The 17,573-nt window shown below is 61.8% G+C and carries 16 protein-coding genes; all 16 read right to left on the bottom strand.

The window, feature by feature from the left end; translation table 11 throughout:
- Positions 1–257 precede the first annotated feature (257 nt).
- The gene (locus tag U8U01_RS02730; RefSeq protein WP_322170045.1) at positions 258–1,571 is read right to left on the bottom strand and encodes a cell division protein FtsQ/DivIB; all 1,314 of its coding nucleotides are present in this window, start codon (positions 1,569–1,571) and stop codon (positions 258–260) included.
- Between the two features lie 55 nt (positions 1,572–1,626).
- Entirely contained in the window at positions 1,627–2,871 is a 1,245-nt protein-coding gene (gene murA / locus U8U01_RS02725) for a UDP-N-acetylglucosamine 1-carboxyvinyltransferase (RefSeq protein WP_322170042.1), read from the bottom strand.
- Between the two features lie 65 nt (positions 2,872–2,936).
- Positions 2,937–3,773, bottom strand: coding sequence for a GNAT family N-acetyltransferase (locus U8U01_RS02720; protein WP_322170040.1), 837 nt, complete (start codon positions 3,771–3,773; stop codon positions 2,937–2,939).
- A 33-nt stretch (positions 3,774–3,806) separates the two neighbouring features.
- The gene (murG, locus tag U8U01_RS02715) at positions 3,807–4,928 is read right to left on the bottom strand and encodes an undecaprenyldiphospho-muramoylpentapeptide beta-N-acetylglucosaminyltransferase (protein ID WP_322170037.1); all 1,122 of its coding nucleotides are present in this window, start codon (positions 4,926–4,928) and stop codon (positions 3,807–3,809) included.
- 15 nt (positions 4,929–4,943) lie between these two features.
- Positions 4,944–5,594, bottom strand: coding sequence for a class I SAM-dependent methyltransferase (locus tag U8U01_RS02710; protein ID WP_322170034.1), 651 nt, complete (start codon positions 5,592–5,594; stop codon positions 4,944–4,946).
- Between the two features lie 71 nt (positions 5,595–5,665).
- The gene (locus U8U01_RS02705; protein WP_322170032.1) at positions 5,666–6,946 is read right to left on the bottom strand and encodes an FtsW/RodA/SpoVE family cell cycle protein; all 1,281 of its coding nucleotides are present in this window, start codon (positions 6,944–6,946) and stop codon (positions 5,666–5,668) included.
- Between the two features lie 99 nt (positions 6,947–7,045).
- Entirely contained in the window at positions 7,046–8,047 is a 1,002-nt protein-coding gene (mraY, locus tag U8U01_RS02700; protein ID WP_322170029.1) for a phospho-N-acetylmuramoyl-pentapeptide-transferase, read from the bottom strand.
- 46 nt (positions 8,048–8,093) lie between these two features.
- Positions 8,094–10,379, bottom strand: coding sequence for a penicillin-binding transpeptidase domain-containing protein (locus U8U01_RS02695; RefSeq protein WP_322170026.1), 2,286 nt, complete (start codon positions 10,377–10,379; stop codon positions 8,094–8,096).
- A 157-nt stretch (positions 10,380–10,536) separates the two neighbouring features.
- Positions 10,537–11,088, bottom strand: a complete 552-nt coding sequence (locus U8U01_RS02690; RefSeq protein WP_322170023.1) for a hypothetical protein — start codon at positions 11,086–11,088, stop codon at positions 10,537–10,539.
- 196 nt (positions 11,089–11,284) lie between these two features.
- Positions 11,285–12,235: a 16S rRNA (cytosine(1402)-N(4))-methyltransferase RsmH gene (rsmH, locus tag U8U01_RS02685; protein ID WP_322170020.1), complete on the bottom strand. Its 951-nt coding sequence runs from the start codon at positions 12,233–12,235 to the stop codon at positions 11,285–11,287.
- A gap of 7 nt (positions 12,236–12,242) precedes the next feature.
- Positions 12,243–12,662 carry a division/cell wall cluster transcriptional repressor MraZ gene (gene mraZ / locus U8U01_RS02680; protein ID WP_322170017.1) on the bottom strand — a complete coding sequence of 140 codons (420 nt, stop codon included), beginning with the start codon at positions 12,660–12,662 and terminating at the stop codon, positions 12,243–12,245.
- A 303-nt stretch (positions 12,663–12,965) separates the two neighbouring features.
- Entirely contained in the window at positions 12,966–13,445 is a 480-nt protein-coding gene (locus U8U01_RS02675; protein WP_322170016.1) for a F0F1 ATP synthase subunit B family protein, read from the bottom strand.
- Positions 13,446–13,583: 138 nt separating this feature from the next.
- Positions 13,584–14,075: a pantetheine-phosphate adenylyltransferase gene (gene coaD / locus U8U01_RS02670; protein ID WP_322170351.1), complete on the bottom strand. Its 492-nt coding sequence runs from the start codon at positions 14,073–14,075 to the stop codon at positions 13,584–13,586.
- A 61-nt stretch (positions 14,076–14,136) separates the two neighbouring features.
- Positions 14,137–14,679, bottom strand: coding sequence for a 16S rRNA (guanine(966)-N(2))-methyltransferase RsmD (gene rsmD, locus U8U01_RS02665; RefSeq protein WP_322170013.1), 543 nt, complete (start codon positions 14,677–14,679; stop codon positions 14,137–14,139).
- A 175-nt stretch (positions 14,680–14,854) separates the two neighbouring features.
- Positions 14,855–16,720, bottom strand: coding sequence for an excinuclease ABC subunit UvrC (gene uvrC, locus U8U01_RS02660; protein WP_322170010.1), 1,866 nt, complete (start codon positions 16,718–16,720; stop codon positions 14,855–14,857).
- Between the two features lie 226 nt (positions 16,721–16,946).
- The gene (locus U8U01_RS02655) at positions 16,947–17,210 is read right to left on the bottom strand and encodes an HPr family phosphocarrier protein (RefSeq protein ID WP_322170008.1); all 264 of its coding nucleotides are present in this window, start codon (positions 17,208–17,210) and stop codon (positions 16,947–16,949) included.
- Between the last annotated feature and the right edge of the window lie 363 nt (positions 17,211–17,573).

The following is a 17,573-nucleotide window of genomic DNA, read 5'->3' as shown; positions in this document are numbered from 1 at the left end:
CGCAGTTTGCTTTTTATGTACTTACGCACCAACCAAAGCATCATTACGTCAAGTTTACGTTACATAGTATAATCTAACACTTTTCCGGGGAAATTTCAAGGATAATCTTGAAAAAAGACCGCGTAAAATGGGGATTTCCTGATTTTTCCTGAGAAAATACGTACCCGGCCTGCCGTTACCACAACATATGGAGCGGCGGCCCCCGGAGGCAAAACATACATTCCCAAAGGGCGGCCGCCCTCTGTAGGCAGGGCGGCTTAACCGCCGGTATAGATCTGGTCCGGGATACCGCTGCCCCTGCCCGGCTGCGGGGTTTCTCCGCCGCCCTCGCCGCCATGGTCGGTGGGGTCACTGGGGTCAGTGGGGCCGGCGGGGGTATCGCCGCCATTGCCGCTGCCCTCGGTACCGGCGGCGTCCCCCTGGGGCTGCGCGGGCTGGGCCCCGGGGGACACTTCGCCGGCGTTGAAGAAGGCCCGCTTGCTCTCCGGCAGGTAGGACAGTTCCAACTGGCCGGTTTCCTCCGGCTGGATGGCATCGGGCTTGCTGGTATCAAACAGGCCGTAGCCGTATTGCAGCTTGTGGGACAACTCCACCGGGCCGCCTAAAAGGAACTCCACCCGGTCCTCGTACCACAGGCGGATCTGGGCGGTATCGGACAGGTCCAGCCGGGTGAACCGGCCGGCAGCCCCCAACTGGTCGATGGCTTCCAGGATCTCGCTGAAAATAGCGGCCACCGATTCGTCCTCCAGCCCCAGCAGGTACCCGGGCTGGGCCGTGTGGGGGCTAAGGCCCGTTACCTGCATTACCCCCGGATAGGGGTCGGCCCGGGCCTCCAGCACCTTGCCGGAGGCATCTACCACATACCAGCCGCCCCCGGCTTGCAGGCTACACACGGGCCTGGCGGCGGTGATCTCGACCCGCACGGTGCCGGGGATGCGGCGGCTGATTTTGGCCTGGGCCACATAGGGCAGTTGGGTTTCAAGCTGCTCTTCCCGGCTGGCGATGGGGATCAGCAGCAGGTTATCGCCGGGCTTATAGCCGCATATACTGAGGATGTCTTCCTCGGCGTACACCGCGTCGCCGGCCACCTGTATGGACGTGACCCGCAGCAGCAGGGATTCCACCAAAAACAGCGTGCCGGCCACCATGCCCAGCAGGGCCAGGACGATCAGCAGCCGCCGGCGGAACAGGCTCATGGGCTTTTTGCGCCGGCGCTCCTGGGGCTGGGGACGGCCGCGGGGGCGGGCACTGGAGAGGGCGGGCCGCCGGGCCGCCTCCCGTGGCCTGCGGCCGGACGGCGCGGGCCGGCCCCCCCGGGGGGGCGGTGGGCGGCGGCTGCCCTGGCCGGCGGACCGCCCGCTACGGCCGGTGGCAGGAGGCCGGGCAGGCTGCCGGCGGTCCGGGCGCTGGGGGCGGGGCCGCCGGGTGGACAGGCTCTCGTCCCAGCCCTCCAGGGGGTTCCGCCGGGGGGGCTCGCCGGTAGAGTAGGAACTGACGTCTTCAAAATTTCCATGATCCCACAGGTCCCGTGGGGTACGTTTCTCCCGCCGGGGTGGCTGCTCTCTTGCCATGCCGCCGCCTCCTTTCCACTTCTTCGTTCCAGGGCTCTCAGGGCTTTGTAGGGGCTCAGGTTTCCCGTACCCGGGCACCCAGGTCAGCCAGGTCCTCGGAGAGGCGCTCGTAGCCCCGGCGGATGTGGCCGGTACAGCCCACCTGGGTGCGCCCCTGGGCTGCCAGCCCGGCCACCACCAGCGCCGCCCCGCCCCGCAGGTCGGCGGCCTCTACCGCCGCGCCGGTGAGGCGGCTGACGCCCTCTACCACGGCTACTTTGCCCTCCACCTTGATTTGGGCGCCCATGCGCCCCAAGCCCTCGGCATGGCGGTAACGGTTTTCGAATATGTTCTCCACAAACACGCTGGTGCCCTGGCCTACCGCCGCCATTGCCATGATCACCGGCTGGGCGTCGGTGGGGAAACCCGGATAGGGCATGGTGCGGATATGTTTGACTGCCCCCAGCCGCCGGGGGGCCATGATGTTCAGGCAGCCGCCCAACTGGCGTACCTCACAGCCGGACTCCTCGAAGGGGGGCAGCATGGGCAGGATGTGGGCGTTGTCCACGTCCCGAAGGGTGATATTGCCCCCTGTTACCGCAGCGGCGGCCATATAGGTGACGGCGGCAATGCGGTCGGGCATCACCCGGTGCTCGCAGCCGAACAACTCTTTGACCCCGTCGATGATGACGCAGCTCTCCCCCGCCCCATAGACCCGGCCGCCACAGCGGTTCAGGTACTCGCACAGGTCGCTGATCTCCGGCTCGCGGGCGGCATTGGCGATGATGGTGGTGCCCTTGCTGCACACCGCGGCCAGGATCAGGTTTTCGGTGGCCCCCACGCTGGGGAAGGCCAGGGACACATAGGCCCCCTGGATGCCGTTGGGCGCGGCGCAATCCAGCCAGCCGCCGCTTTCGTCGATTTGCACCCCCAGCCGCCGCAGGGAGGACAGGTGCAGGTCAATGGGCCGGGGGCCCAGCTCGCAACCGCCGGGGGAGCACAGCCGGGCCCTGCCGCAGCGGGAGATCATGGCCCCCAGGAACACAATGGAGGAGCGCATCCCCCGCATGAGCTCTTCCGGGATCTCGCAGCGGGTCACGGCGTTATCTACCACCAGGTCGTGGCCGTCCCTCCGGCAGCGGCAGCCCAGATGCTCCAGAATACGCAAGGCCGTGTCCACGTCGGAGAGGTCCGGGCAGTTGCGCAGCACGGTTTGGCCCTTGCACAGCAGGGCCGCCGCCAAAAGGGGCAGGGTGCTGTTTTTTGCCCCTTGTACCTTGATTTCCCCGCAGAGTTCCGCGGGGCCGTCGATCATGATCATACAGAACACCTCACTCCGGTAAGATATGCCATTTTATGAAGTGTTCCTGATTTTGTGCGGGGTGGCTACCGGCCTGCCGGCCCGGCCGGCCCCAGGTTCTCCTCCTTGTGGAAAAAGGCCCGCTCCAGCCGGGCGTACTCCTGGGGGGTGCAGGCCGCCCGGCACCGGGCCTGGCCCGCCTTGGACTGCTCCAGCAGCCCCCTGATCCGTCCGCAGGGGAATTCCCCGCACTGGGCGCAGCTTTCCTTTCCGTGGGCCGCCAGGCAATCCGTCAGCCCATAGGCGCAGGCCCTGTGGGACGAGCACCCCCCGCAGCGCATTTCCTCCGGGGGCGGCGGGCTCTCCCGCCAGCCCACCCGGTACCACAGCTCCGCCAGGGCCCGCAGTTCGTCCTCTGTACGGGCCAGGTAGCGGGGGCATTGCAGGCAGTCGTCCCCGCAGGGGGTAATCCGGCGGCTGACCTTACGGTACATCCGCCGGACGCCCTCCTCCAATGTGACCGGGCAGAAATACTCCCAGCCGCAGCGCTCGTAAAAGGAGGTGTGGCCCGTCACCAGGTAGAGGGTGTCCACCCCCAGCCCGGCCATGTCCGTGCAGGCGGTATGGAGCAGGGCCCTGGCCAACCCCCGGCCTCGGTAGGGCTCCTCCACGTACACGGCGCACACATTGGGGGCCAGGTCCGTACGGGGGTGGAAGTCGTTTTCGATCACCCCCAGCCCGGCGATGACAACCCCGCCCTCCATTGCCACATACCACTGGGGCACCGGGCCGGTGCCCGCCAGGCACTGCTCCATACTCTCCCGGTAGGCGGCCTCCGGCACGCCGAAGGTGTGGGGGAACCAGCCCGCCATTGCCTCCAGCATGGCGGGGTTGTCCCGCAGTTTTATAATGGGATATTCCATCTTGCCTGTCCCCTTTCCCTGGGCGGCCGGCCATCAGGTGGCTTTGGCCGCTTTTTTTATCTCCCGGTATATGCGCTCGCTGGCGTCGATGATCTCCATTTTGCCGGCGTTCTCCCCCAGGCTTTGCAGGCGGGCGGGGTCGCCGAGGATTTTCTCCACCTTTTTCCAGAGGGCCTGGCCGGTCAGATCCTTTTCTTCGATGATCTCCGCCGCGCCCCGGCGCACCAGGGCCATGGCGTTGTGGAACTGGTGGTTCTCCGCCACATTGGGGGAGGGCACCAGGATGGAGGCTTTGGCCTTGGCCTCGATCTCCGTGAGGGTCATGGCCCCGGCCCGGCCGATGACCAGGTCGGCCGCGGACAGGCACTGGGGCATATTGTCGATGTATTCCAGCAGGCGGATGTGGGGGTTTTTGTCTATGTCCAGCCCGAATTCTTTTACTTCTCCCAAAAACGCCTGGTCATGGGCGCCATAACCGTGGATGTGCTGGTATTTGCCAGTTTTCGCGCTTTCGGCCAGCATATAGGCGGCTGCCCGGTTGAGGGCCGAGGCCCCCAGGCTGCCGCCAAAGGACAGCACCAGCGGGCGGCTGTCCAGGCCCAGCGCCTTGCGGGATTCCTCCCGCTGGGCGGCCAGCACCTCGCCCCGCACCGGGTTGCCGGTGACCACGCAGTTGACGGAGCCGGCAAAATAGCTTTTGGCGTCCGGCACGGCCAGCATAACGGTTTTGACGGATTTGGCCAGCATTTTGGTGGTGACGCCGGGGTAGGCGTTGGACTCGTGGATGACACAGGGCACGCCCATGCGGGCGGCCTCCCAGATGACCGGGCCGCTGACGTAGCCGCCGGTGCCCACACAGACATCGGGGGCAAAGTTTTTGATGATGCGCTTGGTTTCCGCGGCAGCGGCAAACATACGCCGGATGGTGAGGAAATTGCGCTTGACATTTTGCAGGGTCGGCTTGCGCTGGAACCCGGAAATGGTGATGAACGCCATCTCGTAGCCCGCCCGCTGCACCAGGCGCTCTTCCATGCCGCCCCGGTTGCCCACGTAGAGGATCTGCGTATCGGGCTCTTTTTTCTTCAAGTACCCGGCCACCGCCAGGGCCGGGTTGATGTGTCCGGCGGTGCCTCCGCCGGTCAATAGTACCTTCATAGCTTGCGCCCTCCCTTAGTATGTTCCGGCTGCCAGGGTGATGGTGTTCTCCCAGCGGCCCAGTATGTCTACGCCGGCAAAACCCGCCGCCTGAAGCGCCTGGATTTCGTGCTCTACCGTCAGCGGGGTGTCAAAGTGGTAAAACGCCCCTTCCGGGATACCCTGCTCTTTTTTCAGCCGCAGCAGTTCCTGGCGCAGGGCGGTTTCCGCCTCCTCGGAGGGGGCGAAGTAGTCGGTCAACACGAACCGGGCCCCGGATTTCAGGGCTTGCCGCAGTTTGGTGTAAAGGGGGATCTTCTCCGCCTGGGTGAAGTGGTGGAGGGATTCCACCGACACCGCCCCGTCAAATCCCCCGCCAAAGGGGACGTCGAAATAGGAGCCGCAGATCAGGGTGACGTCCCTTTCGGGGAATTTCTCCCGCAGCCGCGCCAGCATCCCTGGGGCCAGGTCAATGCCCGTGACCTGGGCGGTGGGGTTGCGCTGGAAGTACCAGCCCAACTCCAGCCCGGTGCCGCAGCCCAGGTCCAGGATCCGCGCCCCGGGCTCCGCCGGCAGCAGGCTGGCCGTAAAGGGGTAAAAATCCGCCGCGCTTTCAATGGCGGTTAACTGGTGCTCCTCATAGCCTTCCAGCCGGTTTTCAAAAAATTCGCCCATCTTTTCCAGCATTTTCCCACTCCGTTCTTTTGCTTAATATGGCCGCCTTTGGCAGGCGGGCCCTGCGCCGTGCTTTTTGCGGGCTAGGTGCGTTCCACATTGGCGCTGCGTGAGATGTTCAGCAGGATGCCCATCTCGCCCAGCAGCATGACCAGGGAGGTGCCCCCCGCGCTGAAAAAGGGCAGGCTGATGCCTGTGTTGGGGATGGTGTTGGTGACCACGCAGATATTGAGCACCGCTTGCAGGCCCACCTGGAAGGTGAGCCCCAGCCCCAGCATGGTGCCGAACCGGTCTTTGGCGTGCAGGGACACGTACACCCCCCGCCAGATCAGCAGGGCAAAGAGCAGCATGATCACCAGCGCCCCCACCATGCCCAGTTCCTCGCAGACAATGGCAAAGATGAAGTCGTTTTGGGGCTTGGGCAGGTACATATACTTTTGCCGGGACTGGCCCAGCCCCACGCCGAAAAGCCCCCCCGACCCAATGGCGTACAGGGACTGGCGGGTTTGCCAGGTGGCCTGGTCGTTGTCCTCGTTAAAGGGGTCCAGCCAGATTTCTACCCGGCCCATCTGGTACACGCCGCCCTCGCCGCTCTCGTCTTTGCCGCCCAGGAGCATATAGGCCATGAGGGCGGCTATACCGACGGCTATGCCCAGGACCAGCCAGCGGGGCCTGGTGCCGCCGACGAACATCATGATACCCCCCAGCGCCAGGACGATGAGCGTGCCGGACATATGGTTCTCTAGGAAGATCAGCAAGGCGAACAGCACCAGCACCGCCCCAAAGGGCAGCACCCCGTAGCGGAAGGTGTCCATTTTGTCTGCGTAGAGGGAGATCATGTGGGCAAAAAGCAAAATGAGCGAGAACTTTGCCACCTCGGAGGGCTGGAACTGCACGCCCAGATTCAGCCAGCGGTAGGCCACGCCTTCGCTGGGGGCAATGGACTCTATTTGCAGGATGCGGCCGAACACCACCACCATCAGCAACAGCACCACGGTGACGCCGGCCAGGACCAGCGCGGCCTTGTGGTAGCGGTGGTAGTCGATGAGGGAGGCCATGACCATGGCCACCAGCCCAAAGGCCGCAAACCCCGCCTGGCGCCTGATATAGAAGTAGCTGTCCCCTTCCCGGTAGTAGCTGTCGGCATAGCTGGCAGAGAACAGCATCACCAGGCCGATGGCCAGTAGCACCATGATGAACACGAACAGCGGCATATCCATGCCGTTGCCCACGCTGAACATGGCAAACTGCTTTCTTCTGCGGCGCTGCCTGCTGGGCTGCCCGTTTGCCGGGCGCCCTTTGGGCCGGGCCGGGCGCTCCGGCACCCGCTCCAGCCCTCTGGCTGTCCTTCCCGCGGCTGGCATTGGCACTCACTCCTTTCTCTATTTCTGTATTATTCTGTACAGGACGGGGCGATTTCCTCTTGCAGCCAATTATTTCCAGCCGGCGGGAAACCCTGCGCCCTAGACGCCGTACAGGACGGCCAGGAGGGCCAGGGCGCCGCCCAGCAGGGAGATCAGGCCGAATACGGTGCAGATTTTGACCTCGCCCCAGCCGCACATTTCAAAATGGTGGTGGATGGGGGACATTTTGAACAGGCGCTTGCCGTGGGTGCGCTTGAAGTAGGCTACCTGGAGGACTACGGACAGGATCTCCACCCAGTAGATAGCCCCCAAAGGCAGCAGGAGGATGGGCATATCCAGCCCAAAGGCCAGGGCGCCTACCATGCCCCCCAAAAACAGCGAGCCGGTATCCCCCATAAAGACCTTGGCCGGGTGGAAGTTCCACACCAGAAAGCCGATGCAGGCCGCCGCGGACCCTACCGCCATGGCCGAGAGGCCGGTCATGGACAGAGCCCCGGCGCACAGGGCCAGCGCGGTAAACACAAAGAAACTGACAGTGCAGTCCAGGCCGTCAATGCCGTCGGTAAAGTTGACGGCATTGGTGAGGCCCACCAGCAGGATGGCCGCCAGGGGGTAGTAGAAGGGCCCCAGGTCCACCCGGCCGATGAAGGGCACGGTGGTTGCGGTGTCGTCCCCGGCCAGGTAGAGGCTGAACAGGTAGGCCCCGGCCACCAGGAACTGTAGGACCAGCTTTTGCCGTTCTGTCAGCCCCAGGTTGCGCTTTTTGACAATGCCGATGTAGTCATCCATAAAACCGATGGCCCCGTAGCCCACTGCCATACCTAGGCCCCCAAAGACTTTGGCCATCATCAGGGCTGTTTCTGACCCGGCCCGGCTGTAGTAGACGGGCACGCAAAGCAGCACCGCGAACACAATGCCGATGATGAACATGACGCCGCCCATGGTGGGGGTGCCCTGTTTCTTTTTGTGCCAACTGGGGCCGATCTCCCGGATGGTCTGGCCGAACTTCAGCCTGTGCAGGAAGGGGATCATCCATAACCCCAGCAGGGCCGTGACGCCAAACCCTACCAATGCCGTTGACAGAAATAAAAAGCTGTTCATTTGCGTTCCTCTCCTCTTTGCCCCTATATTTTTTCATCTGGCACGCCTACTCGGTGACGTGCACATAGGTTTCCGTGTTCAGGTCCTCCGCAAAGGTCAGGGTGATGACCGAGCCCTTTTTGACCTTATCCCCTGCCGGGATGGCCTGCATCATGACCACGGTGCCTGCATCCCGGCTGCCGTTTACGCTGATTTGCAGGCCGTTGACCTCTGCCAGGTAGCTGGCGTTGACCATATCCATCCCAAAGAAGTCCGGTACCTCGACAAAGGCCTCGTCATTGCTGTAGCCGGTGGTGTACAGCACCACCTTGCCGCCCTTGGGTACCGTGGAGCCGCTGGCGGGGATCTGCTCGACCACTTTGTTGTCCCAGTCTTCCCCATCGCCCACTACGCTGAAGTACAGGCCCAGTTCATCCAGTTTCTCCTGGGCCTCGCCGATGGTCATGCCCACCACCGCGGGGGACACCATGTCCATCTGGCTGTACTCGTCCTCGGTGTACTGGACGTCTACCCCTAGGTAGGGGAGGATCTCCTGCATAATGGCGGAGAAGATGGGGCCGGCCACCGCGTTGCCGCCGGTGGGGTTGCTTTGGGGGTCGTCGCCGCCGGGCTCATCGAAAAATACCAAGAGAGCATATTTGGGGTCCTCCGCCGGGGCGAAACCGCAGTAAGAGGCAATGTACTCCATGGGCTTGGTAGGGTCCTCCCAGTATTTGGCGATCTTCTCGGAGGTGCCGGTTTTGCCGCAGATGCGGTAGCCGGACACATACCCGCCCCGGGCCGTGCCGGAGGCGGCGTTCTGCTTGAGGGTATCAGCGATGATGGCGGAGGTGTTTTCGGAGATCACCTGCCGGCGGTAGCTGGTGTCGGCGCTTTTTACTATGTTGCCGTCGCCGTCCACGATCCGGTCCACCACATGGGGCTGCACCAGGTAGCCCCCGTTGGCCACGGCCGCGCAGGCGGTGATCATCTGGATGGGGGTGATACTGAAGTTCTGGCCGAAGGACTCCACCATCAGGTCGGAAAGGGACATCTCGTCCTCATGGTGGTAGATGCTCCAGGACTCGCCGGGCAGGTCAATGCCGGTTTTGCTGGTAAACCCAAAGGACTCGCGGTACTTACAGAAGGTTTCTATCCCCAGCTCCCGGCCGATGTGCATGAACCAGGGGTTGCAGGAGTTGCAAAGGCCCTCCCGGAAGGTTTCGGTGCCATGGCCGGCCCGTTTCCAGCAGTGGATGGGGTCGTCGCGGCCCTCTATTTTCTCCGCGCCGGAGCAGGTGTAGGTGCTGTCCTCCCGCACTACGTCCTCCTCAATACCCATAGCGCCCACGCACATTTTGTACACGCTGCCGGGGTAGTAGGTATCGGAAACGCCTTTGTTGCGCCACTGGGTATTTAAGGCCAGGTTTCTGGCCTCTGTCCGTTCTTCCCCTTCGGGCATGGCCTCTATCTCTTTCAGCAGGCTTTCATCCAGTATGGTCATAGGGTCGTTGGGGTCAAAGTTGGGCCGGGTGGCCAGCCCAAGGATGCCGCCGGTGTCCACGTCCATCACAACGGCCACGGCGCCGTTTTTTACCTTAAACTTCTCGATGCCCTCGGCCAGGTACTTTTCCAGGATGCTTTGCACGGTTTCGTCAATGGTCAGCACCAGGTCATAGCCGTTGGTGGCATCCACCACCTGCTCGTACTCAAAGGGCATATCGGTGCCAAAGCCGTTTTTGGCGGCGATCAGCCGGCCGGTGCTGCCGGAGAGCTCGCTCTCGTAGTACATTTCCAGGCCGCCCAGCCCATTGTTGTCATTGCCGGTAAAGCCCAGCACATTGGAGGCCACGGTGCCGTAAGGGTAGTAGCGCTTGTAGTCATCGATGAGCCGGATACCGTTGTCGATCTTGTTGTCCTTCTTGAACTGGATGATCCTGTCCCGCACGTCGGTTTCTATCTTCCGCTTGATGACCGTGTAGTAGGAGCTTTTGTCGCCGGTCTTTTCGTACAGGGCCGCCGCGTCCATCTCCAGGATATCCGCCAGGCCGTTGGCCACAGTGCGCCGGAGGTTTTCGTCCCCTGCCAGGTACACCGGCTCTAAGACCACCGTCCACACGCTGGCGCTTTGGGCCAGCACCTTGGTGCCGGTGGCGTCGTAGATCGTCCCCCGCATGGCGGGCAGGGTGGTGCTGCGCAGGCTTTGTTCTACCGCCTTGGCGCTCATCTCCTCCCCCCGCAGGATCTGCCAATGGAACAGGCTGACGGCCGCCGCCCCGAAACCCAGGATAACCAGGACGGCCGTAAGCCCAATGGCCTTCTGCTTTATTCTTTCAGTTGTGCCTTTTGCCATACGCTTTTTCCTCCAAAAAAACTGGCCGGCAGGCTGTGGGCCTTTGGCCTTTGGCGGCCGGGGCCGCTGCCCCTGCACCTATAAAGCGAGAGCCAAATCCCTTTGGCTCTCCCCTTTCCTCCGCCATTCTATTGTTATTCCGGCCGGCGGCCGCTTATTACCCTGCCAGCCAGGCTCTTATCTGCGCAAAAAATTGGTCAATGGCCGACATATCCTCCAACTCCTGCACCACCGTGCCCTTGTCCTGCTGGGCCACGTGCCTATAAAACACCTGGGAGCCGGTTGCCTTGCCCATGCCCAACTGCTGCTCCACGTAGTCCTCTACCTGGGCGTCCGTCATACGTTGGGCGGCCTGCATATTTAGCTGGATCTCCAGGCTCTCCGCCTCGTCCAGCAGGTTCTGGGTTTCGTTGATCTTCTCGGTCAGCTCGGTTAGCTGCACCTCGCTTAATACCGCGGTAAGGCCCGCGGCGAACAGCGTAATGAAACACAGCGTACCTGCCACCATTTTCAGCGGGTTGCGCCGGACTTTCGCCTGCTTTTTCGGCTGGGCCCCCGGCTGTTCGGGCAGTTCGACTACACTGCCCTGTTGTTCGGGCAACTCGACTACATTGCCCGCCTGCTCCTCTACCACCTGAGGCTCTAACTTCGGGGCGGTATTCCGCTCCTCAAAATACGAAAAATCATAGGCCTCTGTCCGATATGCCATAGTGTGTCCTCCCCGCCGGCCCGATTGGCCGGCTTTTGGCCCCGGCCCCATTGGCCTGGGCTATATCTGCAACAAATACTGTTGGCTGGTTATGTAAAGCGGTATAGATAGGGGCCGCCGACCCCATCCCGCGCGGATATTCCTGTCCCGGTAAGCCTTCCTCCCTGACCTGACTGATAAAGCCGTTCCCTGCCCGTTACGGGCCTGTGCCTTCACCCTGCCCCTTCTCAAACACCCGCAGCCGGGCGCTTCGGGCCCTGGGGTTTTGGGCGGTTTCCTCCCCGGAGGGGGCAAGCCCCTTTTTGTAGACCAGCCTGCCCTGGGGTTTTTGCCCGCAGACGCACACGGGGAAATCCTTGGGGCACACACAGCCCTGGCACCACTGCTGCATCTGGCGTTTTACAATGCGGTCTTCCAGGGAATGGAAGGTGATGACCGCCAGCCGCCCGCCGGGCTTTAGCAGCCCGAAAGCCGCCGTAAGGCCCTGGCGCAGGCAGTCCAACTCGCCATTTACCGCAATGCGCAGCGCCTGGAAGGTGCGGCGGGCCGGGTGGCCCTCTGCCCGGCGCACAGCGGCCGGTACCGAACCCTTGATGATCTCTGCCAGTTGCCCGGTGGTGCGGATAGGCCCTTCCTCCCGTGCACGGCAAATGCCCTGGGCGATGCGCCCGGCGCTTTTGTCCTCCCCATAACGGGCGATCACGCTGGCCAACGCCTGCTGGGAGAGACTGTTGACCAGGTCGGCCGCGCTGGGCCCTTGCTGGCTCATGCGCATATCCAGCGGCGCGTCATGGTGGTAGGAAAACCCCCGTTGGGGGTCATCCAACTGGTGGGAGGACACGCCGATATCCAGCAGGATGCCGTTTACCTGGGTAAAGCCATTTTCCTGGGCCAGCTTGTCCATGTGGCTGAAATTGCCCCGGGCGAATACCACATTGGCAAAGCCGACCAGCCGGGCCGAGGCCGCCGCCAGGGCGTCCGGGTCCTGGTCAATGGCCAGCAGCCTGCCCTGACCGGACAGGGCTTCCAGGATCGCCTGGGAATGCCCCCCGCCGCCTACGGTGCCGTCAATATAGTCCCCGCCCGGACAGGGGGCCAGGCCCGCGATGGTTTCATGAAAAAGTACCGGTTTGTGTTGAAATTCCATATGCGCCTCAGAACCCCAGCAAATTCATAGATTCTTCGATCTCCTCGGCGGTCTGGCTGCTGTTGTAGTCGTTCCACCGGGCTGTATCCCATATCTCAGCCCGTACCGCCGCGCCGATGACCGTAACGTCCTTGTCCAGGCCCGCGTGGTCCCGGAGGTTTTGGGGGATCAGGATACGCCCCTGCTTGTCCGTTTCCACCTCTGCCGCGCCGGAGAAGAAATAGCGCTGGATCCCTTTGCCCTGGGAAAGGGGCATGGCGGAAACCTTCTCCACCAGCTTGGCCCACTGGGCACAGGAGAGCACGAAGAGGCAGCCGTCCAGCCCCTTGCACACGAAGAAACGGTCCCCCAGGTCCTCCCGGAACTTGGATGGCATGGTTACACGGCCTTTGGGGTCCATGTTGTGCCGGTATTCGCCCGTCAGCATACTGATGACCCCTTTCCGTGTCCGTGGCTGGGGCGGCTGGGGTGGGCCTGGGATATTTGCCACCGGGCTCCACATTCTTCACCGCTACTACACACTTTCCACCACTATTTGCCTTACCGGCTTTTTTATTATACCGTAATCTCCCCCTAAAAGCAACCGCAAAATCTGGGAAAAGCCGCCCATCTCTAGGCTCGAAGGCACGTTCGAGGGCATTTTGCGGGAACAAAAATTCCCTTCGCAATATCTTGCGAAGGGAATGGGGAGGCTTAGTTTATTGTGGCAAATCAGCACAAAAAAAGCAGGTCAGATTTGTGAGTTTCGCTGTGAGGCCTTGATATTCTGCCTGGTCTTGCGCAATTCGGTCAGGCTTTCGGAAAGGGATTCGTCTGTGCGGCGCATCAGATCGTCCACATAATCGCTGCTGGCTTTGCGCATTTCCCGCACCTTAGCCTGGGCCTGGGTGACGATCTCGTTGGCCATCTGCTGGGCCTGGCGCACCACTTCCTCTTGGGATACCAGCGCTTTCCCCCGCTCCTCGGCGGTATGCAGGATAGAGTCCGCCTCCCGCTGGGCCTCTGCCAAAATCTGGCCCCGGTCCGCTACAATAGCCTTGGCCTGGCCGATCTCCTGGGGGAACACGTCCCGGATGTCATCCAGGATAGCCCGGATCTCCTCACTGTCCACCAGCACCTTGCCGGAGGACAAGGGCAGCTTGAACCCCTTCTCCAGCACGTCGTACATCTCGTCGATCAGGTCTTCAATGGTCGCTTGGTTATTGCTCATAGTAACCCGTTCCTTTCCCAATATCTTGGCCGGCAGAGCGATGGGGGCTTTCCCAAAGCCCGCAAGGCCGTGCGCTATTCTGCCTTGCGGTTTTGGCAAGGTTGTTTTCCGTTTTGTGGGCCGCTTTGCCGGGGGCGGCTAGGCTTGGGCGCACAGGCGCCCTTTGATCTCCTCCAGGATACACGCGGGGACAAAGTGGGAGATATCCCCCCGGAAACCCGCCACCTGCTTGACCATGCTGGAGCTTAAAAACATATGCTCCGCGCTGGTAGACAGGAACATGGTTTCCAACTGGGGGTTCAGCTTTTTATTGGTCAGCGCCTGCTGGAATTCATACTCAAAATCCGTCAGGGCCCGCAGGCCCTTAACTACCACCACGGCCTCTTTTTGCCGGGCATAGTCGGCCAACAGGCCCTCTACCCGGTCTATCTCCACATTGCAGAGGCCCTCGGCCCGGCAGACCTTTTCCAGCATGGCCATACGCTCTTCCACGGAAAAGCTGTACCGCTTGTCCGGGTTGACTGGCACTGCCACGATGATGCGGTCAAAAATCTTGCTGGCCCGGCTGATAATGTCCAGATGCCCCAAAGTCACCGGGTCAAAGCTGCCGGGGCAGACGGCTGTTTTCATGTGTTCCGTCATCCGCGTTTCAAACTCCTTGCGGCCGGGCGCCCCGGCCTTCCCTTATTTTCTACTGCCCCTGTGCCCGGTATACCGTCAGGGCGGTACGGCCGTAGCGGTAGGTTTTTTGCTTGGCAAAGCCCCCGGCGCCTTCGGGGGGCTCCTCCCTGCTGCCGTGCTCGCACACAATGACCCCGCCAGGGTTCATGCGGCCGGCGGTAAGGGACAGGGCCTGGCCCAGCAGGCCGGCCTGGTAGGGCGGGTCGATAAACGCCACGTCGAACATACCCTGTTCAGCGCGCAGGTAGCCGGCAAAATCGGCGGCCACCACCTGGCACTGGCTGCCAAAGCCGGTAGCCTCCACGTTTTTCTGGATCACCCGCACCGCGTCCCGGCTGCTGTCTACCAGCACGGCCTGGCGGGCGCCCCGGCTGAGGGCCTCCAGCCCGATTTGGCCGGAGCCGGCGAAGAGGTCCAACACCCGGCGGCCCTCAATGCCAAATTGCAGGATGTTGAACAGGGCCTCTTTGACCATATTGGTGGTGGGGCGGACCTGCTCGCCCTCCAGGGAGAGCAGCTTTTTGCCCCGTTTTGTACCGGTAATAATTCGCATAGTTCCACTCCAAAAGAAACATTCCATGTTATTATCCCATTTTTCAGGGTAGATGTCAACCTTTACGGAAAATTTTCTGCATCTTTTATGGAAAAAATGCAGGAAAATCCCGCGTGGCAGGCCCGCAAAGGAAAGTTTGGGCTCCCCGCCGTTTCGCAAAAGGGGACCGCTGGCCTTATCCGGCCCCTTTCTGCCCATCCTCCCCGTGGAAATGCCTGTACACGGCCTCGGCCGCCGGCCTGCTCATGCCCGGCGCTGCGGCCAGCTCCTCTACCGCAGCCTGGCCGACCGCCCCTACGGTCTTAAAGTGTTTCAGCAACGCCTTGGCCCGGGCCGGGCCTACCCCTTCTATGGACAGCAGGGTGCTGGAAATGGCTGACTTTTTCCGCTGCTGCCGGTGGTAGCCAATGGCAAACCGGTGCACCTCGTCCTGGATGGTGGACAGCAGCGTAAACGCCCGCCGGGTGGAGGTAATGGCGATCTCCCCCCCGGTTTTGGCAATGGCCCGGGTGCGGTGCTTGTCATCCTTTACCAGGCCGTACAGGGGCACGTTGACCCCCATTGCCTCCAGTACGGGCTGCACCGCCGCCACATGGCCCTTGCCTCCGTCCAGCAGCACCAGGTCCGGCAGCCTGCCGAAACCGGTGTTGTCCCCTGCTGCCTGGTGGGCCTTGTATTCCTCGAACCGCCGGCGGATCACCTCCCGCATGGAGCCGTAGTCATCCTGGCCCTCTACGGTTTTGATCTTAAACCGCCGGTAGGCGGCCTTTAAGGGCCTGCCGTTCTCAAAGACCACCATGCCCGCCACGTTCTCGCCCCCTTGCAGGTTGGAGATGTCATAGCACTCCACATAGGCCGGGGTCTTTTCCAGGCCCAGCAGCCGCCGCAGTTCATCCAGGGCAGAGGCGTCCCGCCCGGTAAGGCCGCTGTGCTGGGCCAGGCTCTCGGCGGCGTTGGCCCGGCACATCTCCACCAACTGCCGCTGGCTGCCCTTTTGGGGCACGTTGATTTTTACCGTGCGCCCCCGTTTCCCGGTGAGCCACCGGGCCACCAGTTCCTGGTCCTCCACCGGCCCGTCCATGGTGACAACCGGCGGCACCCGGTCCCGGATGGCGTAGTACTGCCGCAAAAACTCCGAGCGGCTTTCCGGATCCGGCTGACAGCCCTCGGTGAGGAAACTCTCCCGGTCGCTCAGCTTGCCCCCGGTGAACCGGAACACCTCAAAGGCCGTGTGGGCCTCGCCCTGGGCCAGGGCAAACACGTCCTGCTCTTCCACCCGGCTGGCCACCACCTTCTGGCGGGCTTTCAGCTTGTTGATGGCGTTGATCCTGTCCCGCAGGCGGGCGGCCAGTTCAAAATCCAAATCCTCCGCGGCCTGCTCCATCCGGGCGGTCAGTTCTTTTATCGAAGTGCTGCTGCCGCCCTTGACAAAGTCCAACGCCTGCTGGAAGGCCTCGTTGTACTCCGCCTGGTTTATTTTACCTCGGCAGGGGGCGCAACATTGGTCGATGTAAAAATTCAGGCAGGGCCGGCTTTTGCCTATGTCCTGGGGGAAACGCCGGTTGCAGTCCGGCAGCTTGAAGATCTTCCTGGCCGCGTCGACGGTTTCCCGCACGGACCAAAAGCTCAGGTAGGGGCCCACGTATTTGGCGCCGTCATCCTCCATCTGCAAAACCGCCGAAAGCTTGGGCCACTGGCCGCCGCTGATGCGGATGTAGCAATAGCCCTTGTCGTCCTTCAGCAAAATATTGTACTTGGGCTGGTGCTGCTTGATCAGGCTGCTTTCCAGCACCAGGGCCTCAAATTCGCTGTCGGTGAGGATGTACTCGAACCAATCCACGTTGGATACCATCTTGCGCACTTTGGCGTCGTGGTTTTTCTCGGAGCCAAAGTACTGGCTGACCCGGTTTTTCAGGGCCTTTGCCTTGCCGATGTAGATGATCTCCCCGCTGCTGTTGTGCATGATATAGACCCCTGGGGTCAAAGGGAGCTGCATGGCTTTTTTACGCAGTTCTTTCTTTTTTTCGTCCTGTTCTGTCAAAGCTTTCACCCCCAAGAAAAAAGCACCGCTGCCAAAACCCGTTTCAAACCCCCGAACCGCCTGCCTTTACCTTAAAGGCAGCCGTCCCCCTACCGGGACCCCGCAGTACCCGCTTGTACCGCGCCTGTGGGTTTTCCGGCTGGGACCGGCCGTCCTCAGCATAAAAGCACACGTTTCGGCCGTTTGAAACAGGCTTTGCAGCGATGCCCGTTTAACAGCCGCTTTCTTACTCAGCGAACCCGGAGTTTACCAGAGCCACCAGCGCGTCAACCGCCTGCTGCTCGTCGGAACCGTCGGCAATGATACGGATGGTGACGCCGCCCACGATACCCAGGCTCAATACGCCCAAAAGACTCTTGGCGTTCACTCTGCGTTCCTCCTTCTCCACCCAGATGGAGGACTTGAACTCATTGGCCTTCTGAATAAAGAACGTTGCCGGACGGGCATGAAGGCCGACCTGATTCTGAACCAAAACTTCCTTTGCGCACATGTACATTCACTCTCCTACAGAATTTTGAAATCAGTGTGTGGGGCCCGCTGGAACACCGCGCGTACATAAGCCCGGTTTTCAAACCGGCCCCTGCTCTCTGTTTGGGGCGGGGCCACAGCAGGCACCGCAGCAGGCACCCCCTGTACCCCAAGACTTCAGAACCTCCTGGAAATTACACTAATTATACCATATTTCCCGCCGCCGTCAACAAGTATGCACAAATTTCGGTTCCATGAACAGAGTATGAATGTTTCGCCCGCCCCAATTTGTGTATATTGCCCGATATGGTGGAAAGTTTTTGGTACAGTCGTGGCCTTTTGGCTGTCACACCTACCATATATAGTCTTTTCTTTGCCTACTATA

The sequence above is a fragment of the Acutalibacter caecimuris genome, from assembly GCF_034335085.1.
Lineage (GTDB): Bacteria > Bacillota > Clostridia > Oscillospirales > Acutalibacteraceae > Acutalibacter > Acutalibacter caecimuris.
The sequence above is the reverse complement of the archived record's forward strand: the minus strand, read 5'-3'. Positions and strand labels throughout refer to the sequence as shown.